The sequence below is a fragment of the uncultured Exiguobacterium sp. genome, assembly GCF_964277885.1.
Taxonomy (GTDB): Bacteria; Bacillota; Bacilli; order Exiguobacteriales; family Exiguobacteriaceae; genus Exiguobacterium_A.
On sequence record NZ_CAXYJR010000005.1, the window covers coordinates 1,474,832 to 1,491,335 of the forward strand.

Annotated in this window: 21 protein-coding genes and 1 riboswitch; of the genes, 8 read left to right on the forward strand and 13 right to left on the reverse strand. The window is 45.0% G+C overall.

The genetic code is table 11. From position 1 onward, the window contains the following. Positions 1–7 precede the first annotated feature (7 nt). The 7 genes from ACHWTJ_RS09505 to ACHWTJ_RS09535 form a co-directional block, all read right to left on the reverse strand. The gene (locus tag ACHWTJ_RS09505; protein WP_394679552.1) at positions 8–1,489 is read right to left on the reverse strand and encodes a hypothetical protein; all 1,482 of its coding nucleotides are present in this window, start codon (positions 1,487–1,489) and stop codon (positions 8–10) included. After that, positions 1,486–2,271 (reverse strand): ABC transporter permease, encoded by a 786-nt coding sequence (locus tag ACHWTJ_RS09510; protein WP_294741826.1) that lies wholly within the window; start codon positions 2,269–2,271, stop codon positions 1,486–1,488. Before ACHWTJ_RS09510 ends, ACHWTJ_RS09505 begins: the two co-directional genes overlap by 4 nt. Positions 2,272–2,281: 10 nt before the next feature. Then, positions 2,282–3,004, reverse strand: coding sequence for a hypothetical protein (locus ACHWTJ_RS09515; protein WP_294741828.1), 723 nt, complete (start codon positions 3,002–3,004; stop codon positions 2,282–2,284). Further along, positions 2,991–3,338: a PadR family transcriptional regulator gene (locus ACHWTJ_RS09520; protein ID WP_394679835.1), complete on the reverse strand. Its 348-nt coding sequence runs from the start codon at positions 3,336–3,338 to the stop codon at positions 2,991–2,993. Before ACHWTJ_RS09520 ends, ACHWTJ_RS09515 begins: the two co-directional genes overlap by 14 nt. Before the next feature lie 143 nt (positions 3,339–3,481). Continuing rightward, the gene (locus ACHWTJ_RS09525; RefSeq protein ID WP_394679553.1) at positions 3,482–3,961 is read right to left on the reverse strand and encodes a DUF4825 domain-containing protein; all 480 of its coding nucleotides are present in this window, start codon (positions 3,959–3,961) and stop codon (positions 3,482–3,484) included. An 89-nt stretch (positions 3,962–4,050) separates the two neighbouring features. Beyond that, positions 4,051–4,872, reverse strand: coding sequence for an MBL fold metallo-hydrolase (locus ACHWTJ_RS09530; RefSeq protein WP_394679554.1), 822 nt, complete (start codon positions 4,870–4,872; stop codon positions 4,051–4,053). A 50-nt stretch (positions 4,873–4,922) separates the two neighbouring features. Then, a riboswitch (guanidine-I (ykkC/yxkD leader) is annotated at positions 4,923–5,023 on the reverse strand. A gap of 62 nt (positions 5,024–5,085) precedes the next feature. Further along, positions 5,086–5,313 (reverse strand): hypothetical protein, encoded by a 228-nt coding sequence (locus tag ACHWTJ_RS09535; RefSeq protein WP_294741835.1) that lies wholly within the window; start codon positions 5,311–5,313, stop codon positions 5,086–5,088. Positions 5,314–5,454: 141 nt separating this feature from the next. Here ACHWTJ_RS09535 and ACHWTJ_RS09540 point away from each other — a divergent pair, with 141 nt between their 5' ends. Then, positions 5,455–7,089, forward strand: a complete 1,635-nt coding sequence (locus tag ACHWTJ_RS09540; RefSeq protein ID WP_394679555.1) for a M3 family metallopeptidase — start codon at positions 5,455–5,457, stop codon at positions 7,087–7,089. Between the two features lie 260 nt (positions 7,090–7,349). On the opposite strand, the gene ACHWTJ_RS09545 is transcribed toward ACHWTJ_RS09540, so the two are convergent. Beyond that, positions 7,350–8,624, reverse strand: coding sequence for an alkaline ceramidase (locus ACHWTJ_RS09545; protein WP_394679556.1), 1,275 nt, complete (start codon positions 8,622–8,624; stop codon positions 7,350–7,352). Between the two features lie 77 nt (positions 8,625–8,701). Between ACHWTJ_RS09545 and ACHWTJ_RS09550 the strand changes: the two genes are divergently transcribed. Then, complete coding sequence (locus ACHWTJ_RS09550; RefSeq protein WP_394679557.1) at positions 8,702–8,953, forward strand: hypothetical protein; 252 nt, start codon at positions 8,702–8,704, stop codon at positions 8,951–8,953. On the opposite strand, the gene ACHWTJ_RS09555 is transcribed toward ACHWTJ_RS09550, so the two are convergent. After that, entirely contained in the window at positions 8,945–9,826 is an 882-nt protein-coding gene (locus tag ACHWTJ_RS09555; RefSeq protein WP_394679558.1) for a LysR family transcriptional regulator, read from the reverse strand. The two genes, ACHWTJ_RS09550 and ACHWTJ_RS09555, sit on opposite strands and share 9 nt — an antisense overlap. Positions 9,827–9,956: 130 nt before the next feature. On the opposite strand from ACHWTJ_RS09555, the gene ACHWTJ_RS09560 reads away from it, so the two are divergent. Next, a complete protein-coding gene (locus tag ACHWTJ_RS09560; RefSeq protein WP_394679559.1) occupies positions 9,957–10,532 on the forward strand; it encodes a LysE family transporter in 576 nt (191 codons plus the stop codon). A gap of 94 nt (positions 10,533–10,626) precedes the next feature. Here ACHWTJ_RS09560 and dmpI read toward each other — a convergent pair whose 3' ends face one another. After that, entirely contained in the window at positions 10,627–10,824 is a 198-nt protein-coding gene (gene dmpI / locus ACHWTJ_RS09565; protein WP_294741843.1) for a 4-oxalocrotonate tautomerase DmpI, read from the reverse strand. A 35-nt stretch (positions 10,825–10,859) separates the two neighbouring features. Further along, positions 10,860–11,384 (reverse strand): nitroreductase family protein, encoded by a 525-nt coding sequence (locus ACHWTJ_RS09570; protein WP_394679560.1) that lies wholly within the window; start codon positions 11,382–11,384, stop codon positions 10,860–10,862. A 145-nt stretch (positions 11,385–11,529) separates the two neighbouring features. Here ACHWTJ_RS09570 and ACHWTJ_RS09575 point away from each other — a divergent pair, with 145 nt between their 5' ends. Further along, complete coding sequence (locus ACHWTJ_RS09575) at positions 11,530–11,868, forward strand: helix-turn-helix domain-containing protein (protein ID WP_294741847.1); 339 nt, start codon at positions 11,530–11,532, stop codon at positions 11,866–11,868. Between the two features lie 108 nt (positions 11,869–11,976). On the opposite strand, the gene ACHWTJ_RS09580 is transcribed toward ACHWTJ_RS09575, so the two are convergent. Further along, positions 11,977–12,528 carry a hypothetical protein gene (locus tag ACHWTJ_RS09580; RefSeq protein WP_394679561.1) on the reverse strand — a complete coding sequence of 184 codons (552 nt, stop codon included), beginning with the start codon at positions 12,526–12,528 and terminating at the stop codon, positions 11,977–11,979. Positions 12,529–12,645: 117 nt separating this feature from the next. On the opposite strand from ACHWTJ_RS09580, the gene ACHWTJ_RS09585 reads away from it, so the two are divergent. The 4 genes from ACHWTJ_RS09585 (at position 12,646) to ACHWTJ_RS09600 (ending at position 14,843) form a co-directional block, all read left to right on the forward strand. Continuing rightward, positions 12,646–12,957: a DUF2834 domain-containing protein gene (locus ACHWTJ_RS09585; RefSeq protein WP_294746795.1), complete on the forward strand. Its 312-nt coding sequence runs from the start codon at positions 12,646–12,648 to the stop codon at positions 12,955–12,957. Positions 12,958–13,085: 128 nt separating this feature from the next. After that, positions 13,086–13,862 (forward strand): phosphatidylserine decarboxylase, encoded by a 777-nt coding sequence (locus ACHWTJ_RS09590; protein ID WP_394679562.1) that lies wholly within the window; start codon positions 13,086–13,088, stop codon positions 13,860–13,862. 375 nt (positions 13,863–14,237) lie between these two features. Next, positions 14,238–14,429, forward strand: coding sequence for a hypothetical protein (locus ACHWTJ_RS09595; protein WP_394679563.1), 192 nt, complete (start codon positions 14,238–14,240; stop codon positions 14,427–14,429). Positions 14,430–14,456: 27 nt separating this feature from the next. Then, a complete protein-coding gene (locus ACHWTJ_RS09600; protein ID WP_394679564.1) occupies positions 14,457–14,843 on the forward strand; it encodes a hypothetical protein in 387 nt (128 codons plus the stop codon). 76 nt (positions 14,844–14,919) lie between these two features. On the opposite strand, the gene sstT is transcribed toward ACHWTJ_RS09600, so the two are convergent. Next, on the reverse strand, positions 14,920–16,191 hold the full coding sequence (sstT, locus tag ACHWTJ_RS09605; RefSeq protein WP_294741857.1) for a serine/threonine transporter SstT: 1,272 nt from the start codon (positions 16,189–16,191) through the stop codon (positions 14,920–14,922). Positions 16,192–16,504 lie beyond the last annotated feature (313 nt).

Here is a 16,504-nt window from a genome sequence, read left to right on the forward strand (position 1 = left end):
GTCCTCCTTATATTCGTATGCTTTTTTGAAACAGAACATATAACCAGACAAGTGAAAGCCCAACATAGATCAACAAGACAATCAAGAGATGTGTCAGACTAAACGACTGCAACTGAGCGAATCCATTCAATCCGGACGGAAAGATGCCATACCGATTGAAGTTCGGCAGTAAGAAAACCGATAAGACGCCGAACAAACCGAGCATCGCGTATCCATCTGGGAATTGCCACAGCAAGATGAAGCTGAAGAGTGAATAAAGCATTAATTGTAGCATTGAGATGCCGAACAGTTGCAGCAACAATTGCATCGATGAAATCGATAAAAGACTAGTCGAAAGCGACAGCGATACGCCTTGCAGCATTCCGATCCCCATCGTTCCGAGAATCAGAAGTGAGAGAGCAAGTAGATAAAAACGCCCTTCCCTTACGAAGACATGCAGTGCCCATTTCTCGAGTCGTTGGTAACGCATCCACGTGTATGGTCCGATTGCCGTCATTTGTTCCTGCAGACGCAATTGACTTAAGTAAGCGAGTCCGAAAAAAAGTATCAGATGTGACACGAGTTGCAGAAACGAACTGTCCTCCGCACTGACACCGTAAAACACGGCGACGAACAGATCACCAATCGTTTGCAGCTCAGTTGACGCTCGACTACTACTGAGTAAGATGTACAGACTAGCAAGCATCGCATAGACGAGATACGGTAATAATTCCTTTTGCGAAGTCAATAGTTGACGGAGCGATTGAATCCATTGTGTTAGTAGATAAATCAGTGCGATCACGAGACTGAGGATAACGAGTGCCACCCAGGGTTGCATTATATTGGATACAGCCCCGACAGAGAAATACGCAGCGGGTGAAAAGAACTCCCCTACTCCAAACGATGATTTAAAACTAAAGATACACCAGATCACTACCCCTGCCGCCTGAAGCAACAGGCCATTACGCTTTTCATGCAATAGAAACATAAGACACATCAATCCATGTAAAACGATACTTGCAAGCAACCACAGAATCGGTTGTAAGAAAATCACTGACAGGGGTGAGCGGAAAGTCGTAACGAGATGATGACTGATGTTACCACTCGTTGCAAGTTGACTATATGGACTCCACTGCAACGTAAACGGTTGATCAACGGCACAAAGAAAACTCAGCAACAAGACGAATCCGAACAGTGTCAGGACAGCGCGTACATACCATTTTATCGAGTAGTACACCCAGTTCCGAAATGAGCCAACCCGAATCAAAATCGTCGGTTCATACTGCTGTTCAATCGTTCGAAACGAGAGGAACAGCAGTAACGGCATCAGGAAAAAGAGTATTAGGTACATATCATTTTGAATCGCAAATGTGATGTCCCACGCGTTGACGTCTTTGCTGAATTCTTGTGCCTCGGACAGAACTTTTTGTCGTCTATACCATGCGACGTAGCTGATCACGAGGATGAATAGACTGTTCAGTACAATCGAAATGTTTCGTGTCCTCTTCATGATTGGAAGATCCACTCCGGTTTCGGTCGAATCATCGTCAGATAGAGCGTAATGTTAACGACAACCAAAATAGCAAACGGCACGAACACCGTCCAAAGCGGTTGTTCTGTGATATTGAACGGAAAGACTGTACTGATGGGTGAGAACTGTGGTGCTTGCATGATACCCGCGACAAAATTGAAGATATGATAAGCGACGAATGGTAACGAAATTGCGAGATAGACTTGTTCGAGCGCCAAAATCAACAGATAAGCAAGCGTCGCATACGCGGCTCCGTTGAGTCCAATCCAAGCAGCATAGAGGACGGCATAGAGTAACGGATGAATGTCCGCTAAGAACGAAAATGCATTTGAGGTCTCATACGTCTTTTCGCTGAGAGACCAATAGTCAACGAGACCGATGATTGGTTCGACATAATGAATGAGGACGAACGTCACGATTGTCATTAAAAAGAATACGATTCCTGTCAGCATCGCATTGACGAAACCGACCGCAAGAAGATAATCCTTTAGACTCGCACGCGTTCGAACATATGTAAGATAGTTATCCTTGTATTCAGCGATGAAGATTGGCAAGAAAATTAAGACCGCTAGTACCGGAAACAGCATCGGGATCGTTCCTGATAGCGTCTCCTCGAACACTTCGATCGGTAAGAAGAACTGATAGCCTTCATAAATGAAACTGAATTGAAGCACCGGTAACCCGAGAATGATCAGAAGATATAACACGCATCGTTTCACCGTGAATGCTTGCGACCAAATGAGCTTGATTTGCTGCAACATATGACCCCTCCTATTTTCGTAATGCCCAAAACCAATAACCCAGGACGTTAAAGAATACGACTGAGACGATACTTAATAGATGCAATCGTCCTGCATGATGGAGCTTGATGATGCTCCAAATGACCGATGTCACGAGATAGATCGTCATGCCGATCAGCGCGAGCACGGCACCGAATTTCGTGACGTCAAAACTTTCTGTCGTCGTCAGGTGCTGTTCGTCAATCAAATACATGCCGTGTGAAATGAACAACTCCGGTAACCATATCGATTTATGAATGGTGAAGTCTCGCGAGGACGCCGCGTCTTGTCCGGAAATCGATACCAGCAACAGATGATCTTCTAGAAGACGTTCATAAACTTCGATCGAGCGTTCATTGCCATAAAAGGCATCCGCATAGGTGAGCGACTGATGCTGGCTCAACATTATCGTGCCGATAAAGAACACTATCGTTGCAGCGGCGATGCTGATTCCGATGCGGAGCAACCACGAAGCGAACGTCCGCTCTTTTCGATAGACCCACGTCAAGAGCTGATCGACATGTTCCTTGCTACCGTAGCGATACATGGCAAGCTTCGTCGCTTCTTCTTCTGAGTAACCTTGAATCATCAAGTCTCGCACCGATTGTTCGAGATGGCTTCGCGTCTCTTCCATGACGTCGATGATTTCCGGATCCGTCACATCCGCATCTTGATACAAGTCATGGACGAAATGATCGAGTTTATTCAAGCGCACCGTCTCCCTCTTCAAGAAACTTCGGGAGCAGCTGCTTTAGAAAACGCCATTCACGTCGTTTTTTCGAAAGAAGGATTTTTCCTTCAGTCGTCAGCGTATAATATTTACGCCGCCCGCCTCCTGCTGCTTCGTCACTCCAATAGGATGTGACGAATCCTTTTTTCTCAAGTCGTTTGAGTGACAAATAGAGTGTCGCCTCTTTCAGTTCGAACTGCTCGTCTGACGTTTGCCGGATCGTCTTCGCGATTTCATACCCGTATCGGTCTTGTTCGTTTAGCAACGACAATATGATTGTGTCGACATGCCCCTTTAATAACTCTTTATCAATCTCGATTCCGTCCAACCCCTTCCTTATTCTGGATGCATCAGTACCTTAACGATAAACTGAATTACTCTGTTATGCAAAGTACTTTTTACAACTTATGGGAATAAATCAACAAAAAAAGCACGCTCCTGTTTAAGAGCGTGCCAGTCGATTTAGTTCAATAAGTCGTTTACTTTCTTCGAATCTTCGATAAAAGGTTTCGTGAACGCCTTCAGCGCTTTCTCATTATCGTACGCCGTAAAGTCTTTTCCATACCAATCGCGCAGCTGTTGTTTCGTAAAGTGATACGAAGCATCCTCGATCGTCATGTTGACGTGGTCGACATTCGGAATCAATGTGAACAGTGCTGTTGCATTGTAGATTGCCGTACGATTACTTTTTTGTTCTACCTGTCCTTCTTCGTATCCAGCATAACGTAACGTGAGTTGATACGGTTTATCCTTTGTCGACAGTTCCATTTTCTTTAACTGATCGCCATGCGGTAGCTGTTGGACGATGTCTCGTACGCTACTGTTATCCCCTAGATATGTACCTTGTTGTTCAAATAGATCGGTTTGTGTTGCCGCTGTTCCGCAACCACCAAGTATTAGCATGCCGCTCGCTAGAGCAATGGCGCCCATTCTCTTTCTCATCATACCTTCTCCTTTTAGTAGACCGATTATACCTAATAAACGTAATCATTTTTAAAAAGTTTCACATTTCAATGGAAATCCCCCCTATCTTACAGGAATGCTAGTTCCTTCTTAATGATTGCGATATTTTCTTGATGACATTCTCTTGTAAAGGATGACGGATAGTCCATTTCTTGCCCGATTTGCTCCATCATCAAGGCATCGTCCATCCGTACTGCTTCGATTAATCGCGTTAGATAAGCGCGCCCTTGCTGTGTCCGTTCTCTCATATCGTTCGGATTAGTCGTCCAGGCACCATGCCCGGGAATCAATAAATTGATGCTATGACGATCAACGATTTCCTCTGCTTGGTCCAGTGTCTTCAGATATGCTTTGGCACTATCAAATAGATAGGGTAGTTCAAAATCCGATAGATAATCACCTGTAATCCAGACACCTGCTGGTTCAATGACAGTAAAAAGTCCGTCTGGGGTGTGCCCAGGTGCCAAGTAGAACGTTAATGACGTCTCTTCGATCATCAACTGTTGACCATTCCTTGAAATGACATGATCAATCGTCGGAAACGTGATCGGATACGATCGATTGATATAATATTCGCGATCGAAGTCAGCAATCAATCCTAACTTGTAGTCTTTTTTCGGATGATGTTGCATCTTCTCACTTCCAATGACCTGAGCATCCGGAAAAGCACCGTAGCCGATGATGTGATCAAAGTCGCCGTGCGTGAATAAAAGGTACAATGGCCGTTCTCGGCGGATTCGCTCGACATGGCTTCGAATCTCCTCGACCTCTTGTGGCAACCATGTCGGATCGACAAGCAGAATGAATTGTTCCCCCTCGTAGATCGTGCTCGTCGTTTTCCAAAGTGCGCTCTGGTAAATGGTTACTGCTCCTTGTTCATAAACTTTCATGTTTTATTCCTCCTCTTCATGAGAAAAAGCCCGAGGGACGTCGTGAAGACATCTCCCAGGCTTTTCTCCTTCCGTGTATATGATTCGAAAATCATACGTTTTCTCTCGGACCAGTCCAGCTGATAGCTACGGAACCCTAGAAAACCAATTGATATGTAGTTGAACTAAGTATACGAACGAATAACGCCATGTGACAAGGTAAAGATGATGGCATCATGTGTATGTTCGCTTGATTAAAAAGGTTCGGATAAAGAGACTAATCGTGATTGCGATCGTACTTTTCAGGAAGAAGTCCTCTGTTAAAGCTTCCACGACCGTCACATGAATGATCTGCAATGTTGTTGCTTCAGGTACCCAATCAATGACGCGTCCGATTCCTAACAGCGAGGGTACACTCAACAGGAGATACACCGTCACGATTGTTCCGATCAGTTTCTTCATTCGCCTCCACCTCACTCATCACTGGTTATTCATGCTTTGTAGGATTCGATTTCATACTTTTTAGCACTAGGTTATACTACCATTATAAGGAAAAAAATTGATTTGGATACGTCATTTTGTTTAGAAAGGAATGAATCATATATGTCACGTTCCCTTACTTGGGATTTAACGCCTGTCACCCCTTCAGATGGATTTAAAGAAGAGTTCGAACAGATGGAGAAGATGCTACAGCGGCTTGATACGTTTGAATTTCATCAAGCTCCGCTTCTTCGCTGTACATTAGTAGGAGATGGACTCGCGCTCTGCTCTGAGCTCGATTCGTACATCACATGTGTCGATTCTCCTTCGGTAGAATGGCCCTTACAGAAACTTCATGACTATAAAAAACGTTTTATGAAAGCTAAAGATGCGTTTCACTGCTACTTACACGAAGCTTCCATCGATGTCTTCGACAAGATCCTACTTGATGTGACAGATGCTTCTTTAAGCGAACTGTTTTACTTTTGGCGAAACATACCACCGCTTGAAGTTGTCGCAGATCTTTTACCACTGCGACAACGATACGCAGCTGCAACACAACGATTAAAAGTACATATTGAAGAACGCGAGGAACCACTGTCGCTATCAGAGGCAATTCAATTGAGAAGTCATGCTGATCCGGTGATTCGTCGAGCTGGATTTGACGGATTGGAGGAAGCATGTCGACTTCAGCAAGATGAATTCGAAGAACTCTATCGTGAAATCGCTTCGATCCGATTTCAACAGCTCGCACCGACGCCGGAGGGATTGTTGCATGTCGCAGCGACAGCGAACCACTTACAGGTCGAGGATTTACACGAGATGTGGGCAACTGTCCGACAAGAACGTCAGTCACTTCACTCTGCCATGCAACAGCTGACGCAAGCGACATCCTGGAACAGTTATGATGTATGGCATCAAAAGAGTACAGAACGGTTTTCATGGGAAACCGCTTGTCGTCTCATCATCGATAGTTTTGCTTCTTCGAGTATCGAGATGGCTTTGTTCGCGACATCGTGCTTCGAGAAACAATGGATACAAGTCATTCCAGATCAAGAGCATGGTGTTTCCTTTTGCGCCTCGTTTCCAACTTCCAAAGCATCTCGCATCTTGATCGCCTACGATGAGAGTCTCGTTTCGTTACTTGCGCTCGCCCATGAACTAGGGCACGCCTATCACAATCACGTGTTGCACGGTGCTCCATCCCTCTTGCGTAGTTATCCGATGTCAATCGCTGAGACAGCATCGACGTTCGCCGAGATGCTTGTCCTTGATCATCTCGATCAGATTGGGGACGCTGCTTTGCAAGAAGATGTTCGGAACCAACGGATTCGCCGCAGCATGATGAACGTTTTGTTTCTTGATGTCCGTTATTTATTTGAGCAGCAGCTATATGAGGCGCACCAAAAACAACAGGACATCGATTTCTCTCTTTTGATGGCGAATACGTATGATGAAGTATTCGGTGGACTCCAGTTGCACCATCCGCGAAGCGCCTGGATATGGACCCCGCATTATTACGTGACGGATCTACCGTTCTATAATTTTCCGTATACGTTCGGATATCTCCTCGCCCTTGGCATCCAGTCGATCGATTCCAAATCAGTGACGGAATCGGTATTACCTGCGATATTACGCGACGGAGGCACTTTGATGATGGAGCGATTGGTGCGTCGTCATCTCGACTGTTCGTTAACGGAACTCTATCAACATGCACTTCAAAAGGTTCGGTCAGAGTTCCATTTAAATCGCTCATAGCTCTTTCGAACATATCCATTTTTTAGAAAAAATCCGCAAAACCGCTTCTGTAAGTCGTTTTTCCAATAAATGGTATTTTACCCTAATATCATTCGACTCGTTCGAAAATAATGTTATACCTATTCACGGAGGTCTCCGATGCTACAAATGTCTAACTTACTCATTCTGCTCTTTTTATTCATCTTCCTAACATGCGGATTTGTTTTCGCTTTATTTTGGATCATCAAAAAAATCAAATCGTAACTAGACAATCCGGCCTCTCAGACGAGAGAAGCCGGATTGTTGTTCATTTCATAGAGTTGTCGGATGTGACTCACGATGTCGTTCGCTGTTTCCGGTACAGGCGGCATCCAAAGACCCGTCACTGGACCGTAGACGACGGGATTGATTGCCACTTCGTACCCACCATACTGATGTTCTTCCGCAGTTGGCAAATAACCGATATAACCGTTCGTATAGCCTCCGAAAAAGGCGAGTTCCGTTTGACGGAATCGCTTTATCTGTAGCGCTGTCTCACAGAACGGCTCCATCGGGATGCCTGAGAACGAACCATCATTTAGTTCAAACAATTGAACTTCGACCGGGATGGTGAGTGTTGTTCCCGATTGCTCTTGAACGTACTCCAACCATGGTGCTGCCCTGACGCCCCATGTCTGTTCAGCGTAAGTTGCCATGTCTTGCAATACGTCCGTAGCCGGTACTTTGGTTAAGCGCATCGGATAAATCACCGACTGAATCCGGTGGTGCGTTAACGGTTGAAACGACACGTCCGCAATCGTCGTTAAGACGTGTCCACTTAGAGCAAACGCCATCTTCTGTAGACTTGCTAGGTCACCACGATATTTCGCATTGACGTTTCCCGTCGCCCCTTGGACGATCATGACTGGACAACCGAGTGCCTGTTCGAGTATCGTTCGAGCGACGCCCGGGTAATCACCGGATAAGACGACACTATCTGATTTCAAGACGTTCGGATGCGCTGTACAGAAAACGAAGGCTCCGACGAGACACTCATCATCAACACGGCGAACCAACAGTGTCCCGATTCGGTCATCCGTCGCACCCATAGGATCCGTTCCCATCACCGCGTGACCATTCCTTTTCTCCCGTCGGTTGACGCCGAGTTTTCCAGACGTCACACCCCAACCCATCTCGACCGACTGCATCGCTTCGCTTGCTTTGACGGCAGAAACGATCGCTTGTTGCGTCAAGATCGTTTTATAGGCGACGGTCAACGGTTCGTTTCCCGCTGTCGCTGGTCCCGAATGCGTATGCGTGTAGACAACCGTGATCTGTTTCTTTGAGACGTCTAGACGGTCCGCGATGCCTTCACGGATGGTATCGGTATCTCCGACGAGCAAACCGATGTTATCGATGCTGACGAAAACCGATGTCGTCTGCTCACTTTCAAAGATGCTCGCTGTGACATATAGCGGATCGTGTATGCTTGCGACACCGACTTCTCGGTGATAACCGATGAAGGCGGCACCGAGCGGCGGATTAATTTCTTCCCGATGTATTCCAAAACGACTCATGTCTGACGTTCCCCCCTTGAGTAACACGCTATTTCTTCCATATACTAACATTAACTACAGTAGAGGAGGACAGGAAGATGGCGATTCGTTGGAAGGAAGAGTTGATTCAGTTCGAAACATTCCGTGAAGCTGAAGTCTGGGCGGACTCGATCACGAATGAGATCCATGGTCGGTCAATCACCGGTTATTGCACCCCTGACTTTAAAGTCGCAACAATTCTTGCTTTTTATTTAGCGGAAAACCCAGACTATCGCGTACGTTCGGCAACGGTTCACCTCGATGAAGAAATCTTTTATCAAGTCTGGGTCGAGATACTCGATTCACTTTGACTTCGTGAATTGGTCGAGGACGATTTCCTGAAACGCGCGTGTCACGGGTGAGCCCCACTTCGACTGTTTCGTGAGCAGGTGGGCATACATCGGTTCGAACGTCTCATCATGGTGAATGATTTTTATCGTACCTGCCTCCACTTCATCTGCTACCGTCACATACGGTAACACAGCAAAACCTAGACCGTTCATCACCATCTTCTTGATTGCCCCGATACTCCACAATTCCTGTGTCTGAAACGAGATGTCTTGGTTTCTGACGCACGCCTCAAACATCGTTCGGTAACTGCATCCGTCTTCATTCGTCAGATAGACGTATGTGTCAGCGGAAGATCGAATCGCGTCAAAATGATCCGGCATCGTCGGATGACCAATGATGACGATCTTCTCTTCTTTCAAAACATCATGCGTACAACGTTCAGCGGAAAACATTGGATACAGCATCAAGGCGACATCGACCCGTCCATGTAAGAGTTCGTCTTGATTTTCCTTACAAGTTCCATTCGACAGAATGATGTTGACATTCGGATAGGCTGTCATGAACGTCTGTAAGACGGAACCAAGACGAGAGATCGTCAGTGACTCTGGCGCAGCGACCTTCAAGACGCCTTCAAAGGGATCCAGTTGTTGAATCGACTTGATTTTCTCATGTGTCGCTAGTAAGTCTTCAGCTAACGGGATGATTTCCTGACCTAAAGGTGTAAGCTGAAGTGTACGATTGGCATAGAAAAACACGGCACCACCTACTTCTTGCTCGAGCAATTGCATATGGGACGTGATTGTCGATTGCGTGTAGCCCAGTTCACTCGCAGCTGCCGTATAACTCCCTGTCTCAATGATCTTCAAGAAGCTGATCAAATGGCGAATTTCCATTCTAAGACTCTCCTTTCATCATTCCATCGAAAAAACTGATGGAATGATTTTTTATTTCAATTTTATTTATCGATCTTGACATCTTACACTATAATTCAAGTATTCAATAGAACGAAAAAGGAGTTTTCTCATGAATGTTGTTGCTTTTTTATCTTATGTCATCATTACGTCCATCACACCTGGACCAAGTAATCTGTTAGTCATGCATGAATCGAGCCACTTCGGTTTTCGTGGTGCTTGGCGATTTAATACCGGAATCTTACTGGGGTTCATGATACTCGGGTTGATCAGCGCATTAGGGACGACAGTATTACAAGCGACCTTACCTATGATCGAACCGATTCTGCAGTGGCTCGGTGCCGCATACCTCGTCTACCTTGCCTATAAGATTGGTTTCCCGAAACAGACAGCCAGTCAGATCGATACCGTGCCAGCGACATTTTTATCCGGTCTGTTGTTCCAACTCATCAACGTCAAGAGTATCCTCTTTTTCTTAACCGCTTTATCGACGTTCATTCTGCCGCACAGCACGTCTACTGTAGAAATCGTTCAATACACGTCGTATGCCATCATTCTCGGGTGGATCGCCTTATTGCTTTGGGCAGGAAGTGGCTCGTTGTTTCGTTCGTTATTTCAAAGATACGATTTCGCGTTTCGCGTCATCATGTGTACGTTGATTTTGTATTCAGCCATCACAATCTTTTGATCGCGATATATGCTAAAAGGACCGTGATTTCTTAAAAGAAGAAATCGCGGTCCATTAAATACACTGCACTTACAGTCTGTTGAAAGGTTCAGTTTTAGTTTCGTTCTGCGATGACCTCAGAAAATAACCGTGTTCCGTTTCCGACGTTATCGAATGAATTTTCTTTGATGATCGTCAAGAAGCTCTCCTCAGGTGCATGTGTAATTTCACTTGCTTTCGTAACAAGTTCTTTGACTAACGCTGCTTTTTGTTCTTTCGTGACCGGTCCGATTTCGATTGTAATGAGTGGCATATCTTCCATCTCCCTTTTTTGTTAGATTTGATTAATTAAAGGTAACTCACATTGTCGTCATGGAAATGTCGTTCTTTAACAGATGGATCATCTGTGTATCCAACCGCCAGGGCAATGAATGGTGAAAAATTATCAGGAATTTTCAGATCGTGTCGTAACTCTGCTTCTGCATTTAAGGCGTAAATGACACCGTTCATCGTGACAGAGTTCAACCCTAAACTCGTCGCAGCAATCGACATGTTTTGAAGTGCTAATGCTGCGTCCAATTGCTCTGCTTGGTATTTGTTTTGTGGTGCCGAGACAATCAACAAGGTGGGTGCTCCATAGAACGGCTGCGGAACGGGTATTATGCTCGAAACAGCGGTTGATAAGGTATCCAGTAATGTTGGATTTTGAATGACTGTGATATGCCGGGCTGAATCCGAATCCGGAAGCCCTCCTCCACTGATTGGTGCTGCATTTGCTGCATGAATCAATTGCTTCAATTCTTCTTCTTTGATTTGCTCGGTCGTAAAATGACGTATGCTTTTTCTTTTTATGATTGCGTCCATAGCGTTCATGGTGTTGCCTCCTTTTCGATCACCGGTATTCTTCGATCGACGTCGGTGTATGCTATAATCCTAGTACCGAAAAAGAACGTCGACAAGAATGCAGTTTTTTATGAGTCACTTAGAAAAAACTGAGTAAGGAGTGAAAAACGTCGTCATGCCAACCAATGAGCCTTTGAAAGAATTAAAGATTTGTCCAGTCAAAACGAGCTTGGACATCATCGGTGGAAAATGGAAGCCGTACATTATCAGGGCGCTATTTTTAAACGGAGTCGTCCGGTACAACGAACTAAAGCGTGAAATCCCTGGCATTACGGACATGATGCTTTCCCAGTCTCTAAAAGAACTGGAACGGGATTTGGTCATCAACCGTGTTCAGTATAATGTCATCCCTCCTCGCGTCGAATATTCGTTGACGGAGAATGGAATGGGACTTTCGATTGCCGTTCAAGAGTTAGCAAAATGGGGTAATATCCAACTCGATCGTAATGTCTGACTAGAAAAGATGCTGCTATATAAACAGGCTCTCTATCGACGCAATTGTTCGTGTCGATAGAGAGCCTGTTTCATTTCATCAAATACAGATGTTGTTCACTCACACGACTCATTGTCGCGAATCGTACAGTGTGACCATCGCTTCAACCGCCGCGTCCATCCGGTCTTGTAAACCAATCTTATTCAAAACGACGAGTCCTTCCGTGAAGACGAAGAGCAACGCAGTTTGCTGTTCGACATCTTCTCCTTCTGATGGCACATAGATCTGTTTAATCCAATCGTCGAACGACTCCCCGATCGTCCGCGTAATTGACGTATACGGCTCCCCCTGACTCGTTGCGAGATGGGTGATCTCAAACCAGAGATTCAAATATGGTTTGATTCGTGGCTCATCGATCGCTTGTCTTAGAAAACGGACGAATGCCGTGAACTCGAGTTTTAGATCCGGTTGCTGCAGTAAATCAATCAGTTCTTGGCTGATCGCAGTCAACATGGTGGTCTCGATGTCTTGTTTATCCTTGAAATAATGCATCAGCATCCGGTCACTCGTCCCGGCAGCGGTCGCCATCTTCTTCAAACTCATTTCCTTGATGCTTGATGCTAACGTCGCTTTTGCAATCTGACGCGTATAATCCTGTCGCTTCTGTTCAAACTTATCCATTATGATCGATTCTCCCTTCTCCTTTTTCATCATACAACAACTAAGTAGATTGACGCATAGATGTAGTAAATGCTACATTTATTTGTAGTGAACACTACATTCAAAGGAGGATCCTTTATGAAAGAATCTCAAGCTTCATTTGTAGACAGCATCCCGAAACCTTTATTGCTCGTCATTACGATCGCTTTCGCTGTTTTAACTGCGTTTTCGATAATTGACTTTGGGGTACTTGGCATCTTTGCGGAAGCGACACAAAACACGGCGACGCTCCAGATTTTCGTCGACCTGATTCTCTGCGCCCTCTTCATCATCGTTTGGCTCCGCCATGATACACGTCGTACCGGACGAAGCTTTCCGCTTTGGGCAATCATCACCCTCGCGATTGGTGCGTTCGGACCTCTACTCTATTTATTGACTCGAAAATTATGATGTTCTGATACGTGCTGCGTCTTTGGCTCGTGTTTTCCTTAAGGCAAACTTAAGAAAACGACTCCTACTAAAAAAAGAATTCGACCGCATCCTAAGAGGTAGATTACAACTTAAAGGAGTTTTACCTCATGAAGAAAGCCATCTTTGATACAATCGTCCACTTAAATGCTCGACCAGTTGTCGCGAATAAACTAAAACGGTTTGCGATGAGTCGCTTTAGTAAACCGCTCATCCGTCCTTTCATTCGAACCTATCACATTCAGACGGATCAAGCGCTGAAGTCTGTCGATTCGTTCACGTCGCTACACGATTGTTTCGTACGCAAGTTACGTCCCGGTATGCGACCAATCGCAACCGCGCCGGATGCCTTCGTCAGTCCGAGTGACGCCGTCCTCTCCATCGTCCCGACATTAACGCAAGATAGTCGGTTTACAATTAAAGGACAGGACTATACCGTTACTGAGCTGATCGGCTCGAGCGAACGCGCCGAGGATTACGCGAACGGTGTCGCCTTGATTTTCTATTTGAGTCCGACCGACTATCACCGTGTCCATTCGCCAGTCACGAGCGAAATCACGACGAGTTATACACTGGGGCGAGAATCGGCACCCGTCAATGACCTGGGGCTAAGATTCAGCAAACGTCCGCTTACACGTAATTATCGCCGCGTCACGCGTCTGCAAGTCGATCACCGCACGATCGAGCACGTCATGGTCGGTGCGCTGAACGTCAATACAATTGTTCAGACACATCAAGGACGACTGATGGAGCGTGGAGCAGAGTTCGGCTACTTCTCGTTCGGTTCGACCGTCATCCTCGTCTTGCCGCCGGACACTGTCGAACTCGCACCAGGCATTGAACGTCGCGTCAAGATGGGGGAGCAGATCGGACGCTGGATATCCTGAAAACAGATTCCCTTTTCTTATAGAATCCTGAGTAGAACAGATATCCGAATTTGCTAGACTAAAGGAAACCGCTGTATAGAGGTGACCTTCATGTCCAAGCGCTTATTCAAGCGAACCTTATTAATTGCTTGCTTACTTTTCCTCACGTTTTTCACGCTCTATGGTATTCACCGTGCTTCAGCGATATCTGAACCCGAACACCTTATCTTTCAGGCAAAAGGCGAATCCTGGAACGCCGTGATTCATGTCCGGAAAGTCAAAGAACGTCCTTTATCTTACCGGGTAAGTGAGGGCTATGCCCTGACATACATTGGACAAGATTTAAAACGAATGGAGCACCAACAGAAACCTGTGACTTAGTTTGTCGATAGTCAGTTGTCAGATGGTCGACATGCTAAACACTCTAGCCATTTCCAAAGCTTCATTGGAACCGAAAGAGATGGCGCCACCTTTGAGACGAGTGCCGCCTTACAAATCTTTAAAGATACTGACACGTACCATGTCCGAATCAAATGGGATGGCAACCGTGAAGAGCAGTTGACGTTAACGTGTATCGGCATGGAATAACTTACAAAACGGGAAAGAGGTTATATCATGAAAAAAGTCGTTTTGTTATTCGCTTTCTCGATTATGACGGTATGGATATTAGTTGGTTGTAATAATGAAGAGAATATGCAAAGTACTAGTGAAAAACCGACGGCATCCGAAGTATTGAACGAAGATGCTAAAGCAGACATTTTTCAATTCGATGATACGATCTACAAATCAGATGTAGCATGGGCAGAAAAAACCGAAGTCACTCAGAATGAAAAAGTTGGAGAAATTAAAAGAAGAAGTTCGGATAAAGACGCTTTTGATAATGGGACTGCTACGAAACTCTCTAAGGGTACCGCTCTATACTCTACTAAAGAAAGAAATGACATTTTGCTAGTCAATTTCAAAGGGAAATTTAAAAAGTATGTTGCGTTAGGAGAAGGTTAATTTGTCTATAAGAAAAGGCATCCTCAGTTGGGATGCCCTTTTCTTATTTAGATCATGCTAATAATAGAGAAGCTAATCAACCGTTGACGACTTTTTCAGATACATCTTCATTCATCGACTGACGATTGATGGAGAGCGTTTCTCCCTGTTTAAGTCGTTTTCGATATTCTGCTGTCGCCGTGAATAAGACATCTGTTGACGAGTTGAGTGCTGTCTCAAACGAATCTTGTAACACACTGACTAGAACACCGGCTGCTACGACTTGCATCGCGATATCATTCGGAATCCCGAATAAGCTACATGCGAGCGGAATCAAGAGGAGCGAACCGCCAGCGACACCGGATGCGCCACATGCACAAACGGCAGCGAGAACACTCAAGATGATGGCTGTCGGAAGGTCGACTGGGATACCAAGCGTATGAACCGCTGCTAACGTTAAGACAGAAATCGTGATAGCCGCCCCCGCCATATTGATTGTGGCACCGAGCGGAATCGAGATCCCGTACGTCTCTTTATCGAGGTCAAGTTTCTTACATAATTCCATGTTGACCGGAATGTTTGCAGCTGAGCTTCGTGTAAAGAAAGCGGTAATCCCACTCTCCCGGATACATTTGAAGACGAGTGGATATGGATTCTGACGAACGTTGATGAACACGATGAGAGGATTAACAATGAGTGCTACGACAAGCATCGTGCCAATCAATACCAATAATAAATTCCCGTAATCGAGCAATGAAGAAAGACCGTTTTCCGTAACAGAGCCAATGACGATTCCCATGATACCAAGAGGAGCAAGTTTGATGACCCATCCGACCATTTTCGCAATGGCGTCAGAAAAATTCGAGATAAATGTCTTCGTCGTATCGGACGCATTCTTTAAAGCGATTCCTAACACGATCGCCCAAGTCAGAATGCCAATGTAGTTCGCTTGTATGAGCGCATTGACTGGATTATCGACCATATTCAAGACGAGTTTTTGAAGAACTTCAACCGTGTTCCCCGGAGCAGCCAATTGTTCCGCACCTTCTGTCAATCGAATGTTCACTGGGAAAAGGAAACTGACGATGACCGCAATGGCTCCCGCTAAGAACGTCCCGAGCAGATACAAGAAAATGATTGATTTCATATTCGTCTGCTGTCCTTTTTTATGCTGCACGATTGATGCCATAACTAAGAAAAAGACCAGGATCGGCGCGACTGCCTTCAGAGAAGAAATAAATAAAGTTCCAAAAATGGTCAAGGATTTCGCCGCTTCAGGAATCGTGACGGCTAAAATAATACCCACGATCAAGCCAATCGCGATTTGTTTCACTAAACTGATTTGGTTCCACATCTTTAACACTTTCATACGTTCCCCTCCAGGCTTACAAAAAATAAGTTATTTAGAATTCGAAAAACGATGACTTCTCTCTTCTACTCAACAGGATGAATAGTCTAGTCATTCATTTTTCTAAAAATTCTCGCAGTTTGTTGTGTTCTATTTTTGCATAAATCGTGTGAAATAAAAACTAGTTTTTTGCAAGAAATATAATTCCTTTTATTAGGTGTTACATAAGCATACGAATGCAATCGATTGCATAATTACAAAAAAAAGTAGAAGAAGACACATGCCTTCTTCCACTTTATTATGTAAACTAAAGATTTTTTAGTGTTAACTAACC

What these genes read in the sequence shown, in the direction of transcription:
- ACHWTJ_RS09505 (WP_394679552.1), bottom strand. Translation starts at nt 1,489, where the DNA reads ATGAAGAGGACACGAAACATTTCGATTGTACTGAACAGTCTATTCATC.
- ACHWTJ_RS09510 (WP_294741826.1), bottom strand. Translation starts at nt 2,271, where the DNA reads ATGTTGCAGCAAATCAAGCTCATTTGGTCGCAAGCATTCACGGTGAAA.
- ACHWTJ_RS09525 (WP_394679553.1), bottom strand. Translation starts at nt 3,961, where the DNA reads ATGAGAAAGAGAATGGGCGCCATTGCTCTAGCGAGCGGCATGCTAATA.
- ACHWTJ_RS09530 (WP_394679554.1), bottom strand. Translation starts at nt 4,872, where the DNA reads ATGAAAGTTTATGAACAAGGAGCAGTAACCATTTACCAGAGCGCACTT.
- ACHWTJ_RS09535 (WP_294741835.1), bottom strand. Translation starts at nt 5,313, where the DNA reads ATGAAGAAACTGATCGGAACAATCGTGACGGTGTATCTCCTGTTGAGT.
- ACHWTJ_RS09540 (WP_394679555.1), top strand. Translation starts at nt 5,455, where the DNA reads ATGTCACGTTCCCTTACTTGGGATTTAACGCCTGTCACCCCTTCAGAT.
- ACHWTJ_RS09545 (WP_394679556.1), bottom strand. Translation starts at nt 8,624, where the DNA reads ATGAGTCGTTTTGGAATACATCGGGAAGAAATTAATCCGCCGCTCGGT.
- ACHWTJ_RS09550 (WP_394679557.1), top strand. Translation starts at nt 8,702, where the DNA reads ATGGCGATTCGTTGGAAGGAAGAGTTGATTCAGTTCGAAACATTCCGT.
- ACHWTJ_RS09555 (WP_394679558.1), bottom strand. Translation starts at nt 9,826, where the DNA reads ATGGAAATTCGCCATTTGATCAGCTTCTTGAAGATCATTGAGACAGGG.
- ACHWTJ_RS09560 (WP_394679559.1), top strand. Translation starts at nt 9,957, where the DNA reads ATGAATGTTGTTGCTTTTTTATCTTATGTCATCATTACGTCCATCACA.
- dmpI (WP_294741843.1), bottom strand. Translation starts at nt 10,824, where the DNA reads ATGCCACTCATTACAATCGAAATCGGACCGGTCACGAAAGAACAAAAA.
- ACHWTJ_RS09570 (WP_394679560.1), bottom strand. Translation starts at nt 11,384, where the DNA reads ATGAACGCTATGGACGCAATCATAAAAAGAAAAAGCATACGTCATTTT.
- ACHWTJ_RS09575 (WP_294741847.1), top strand. Translation starts at nt 11,530, where the DNA reads ATGCCAACCAATGAGCCTTTGAAAGAATTAAAGATTTGTCCAGTCAAA.
- ACHWTJ_RS09580 (WP_394679561.1), bottom strand. Translation starts at nt 12,528, where the DNA reads ATGGATAAGTTTGAACAGAAGCGACAGGATTATACGCGTCAGATTGCA.
- ACHWTJ_RS09585 (WP_294746795.1), top strand. Translation starts at nt 12,646, where the DNA reads ATGAAAGAATCTCAAGCTTCATTTGTAGACAGCATCCCGAAACCTTTA.
- ACHWTJ_RS09590 (WP_394679562.1), top strand. Translation starts at nt 13,086, where the DNA reads ATGAAGAAAGCCATCTTTGATACAATCGTCCACTTAAATGCTCGACCA.
- ACHWTJ_RS09600 (WP_394679564.1), top strand. Translation starts at nt 14,457, where the DNA reads ATGAAAAAAGTCGTTTTGTTATTCGCTTTCTCGATTATGACGGTATGG.
- sstT (WP_294741857.1), bottom strand. Translation starts at nt 16,191, where the DNA reads ATGAAAGTGTTAAAGATGTGGAACCAAATCAGTTTAGTGAAACAAATC.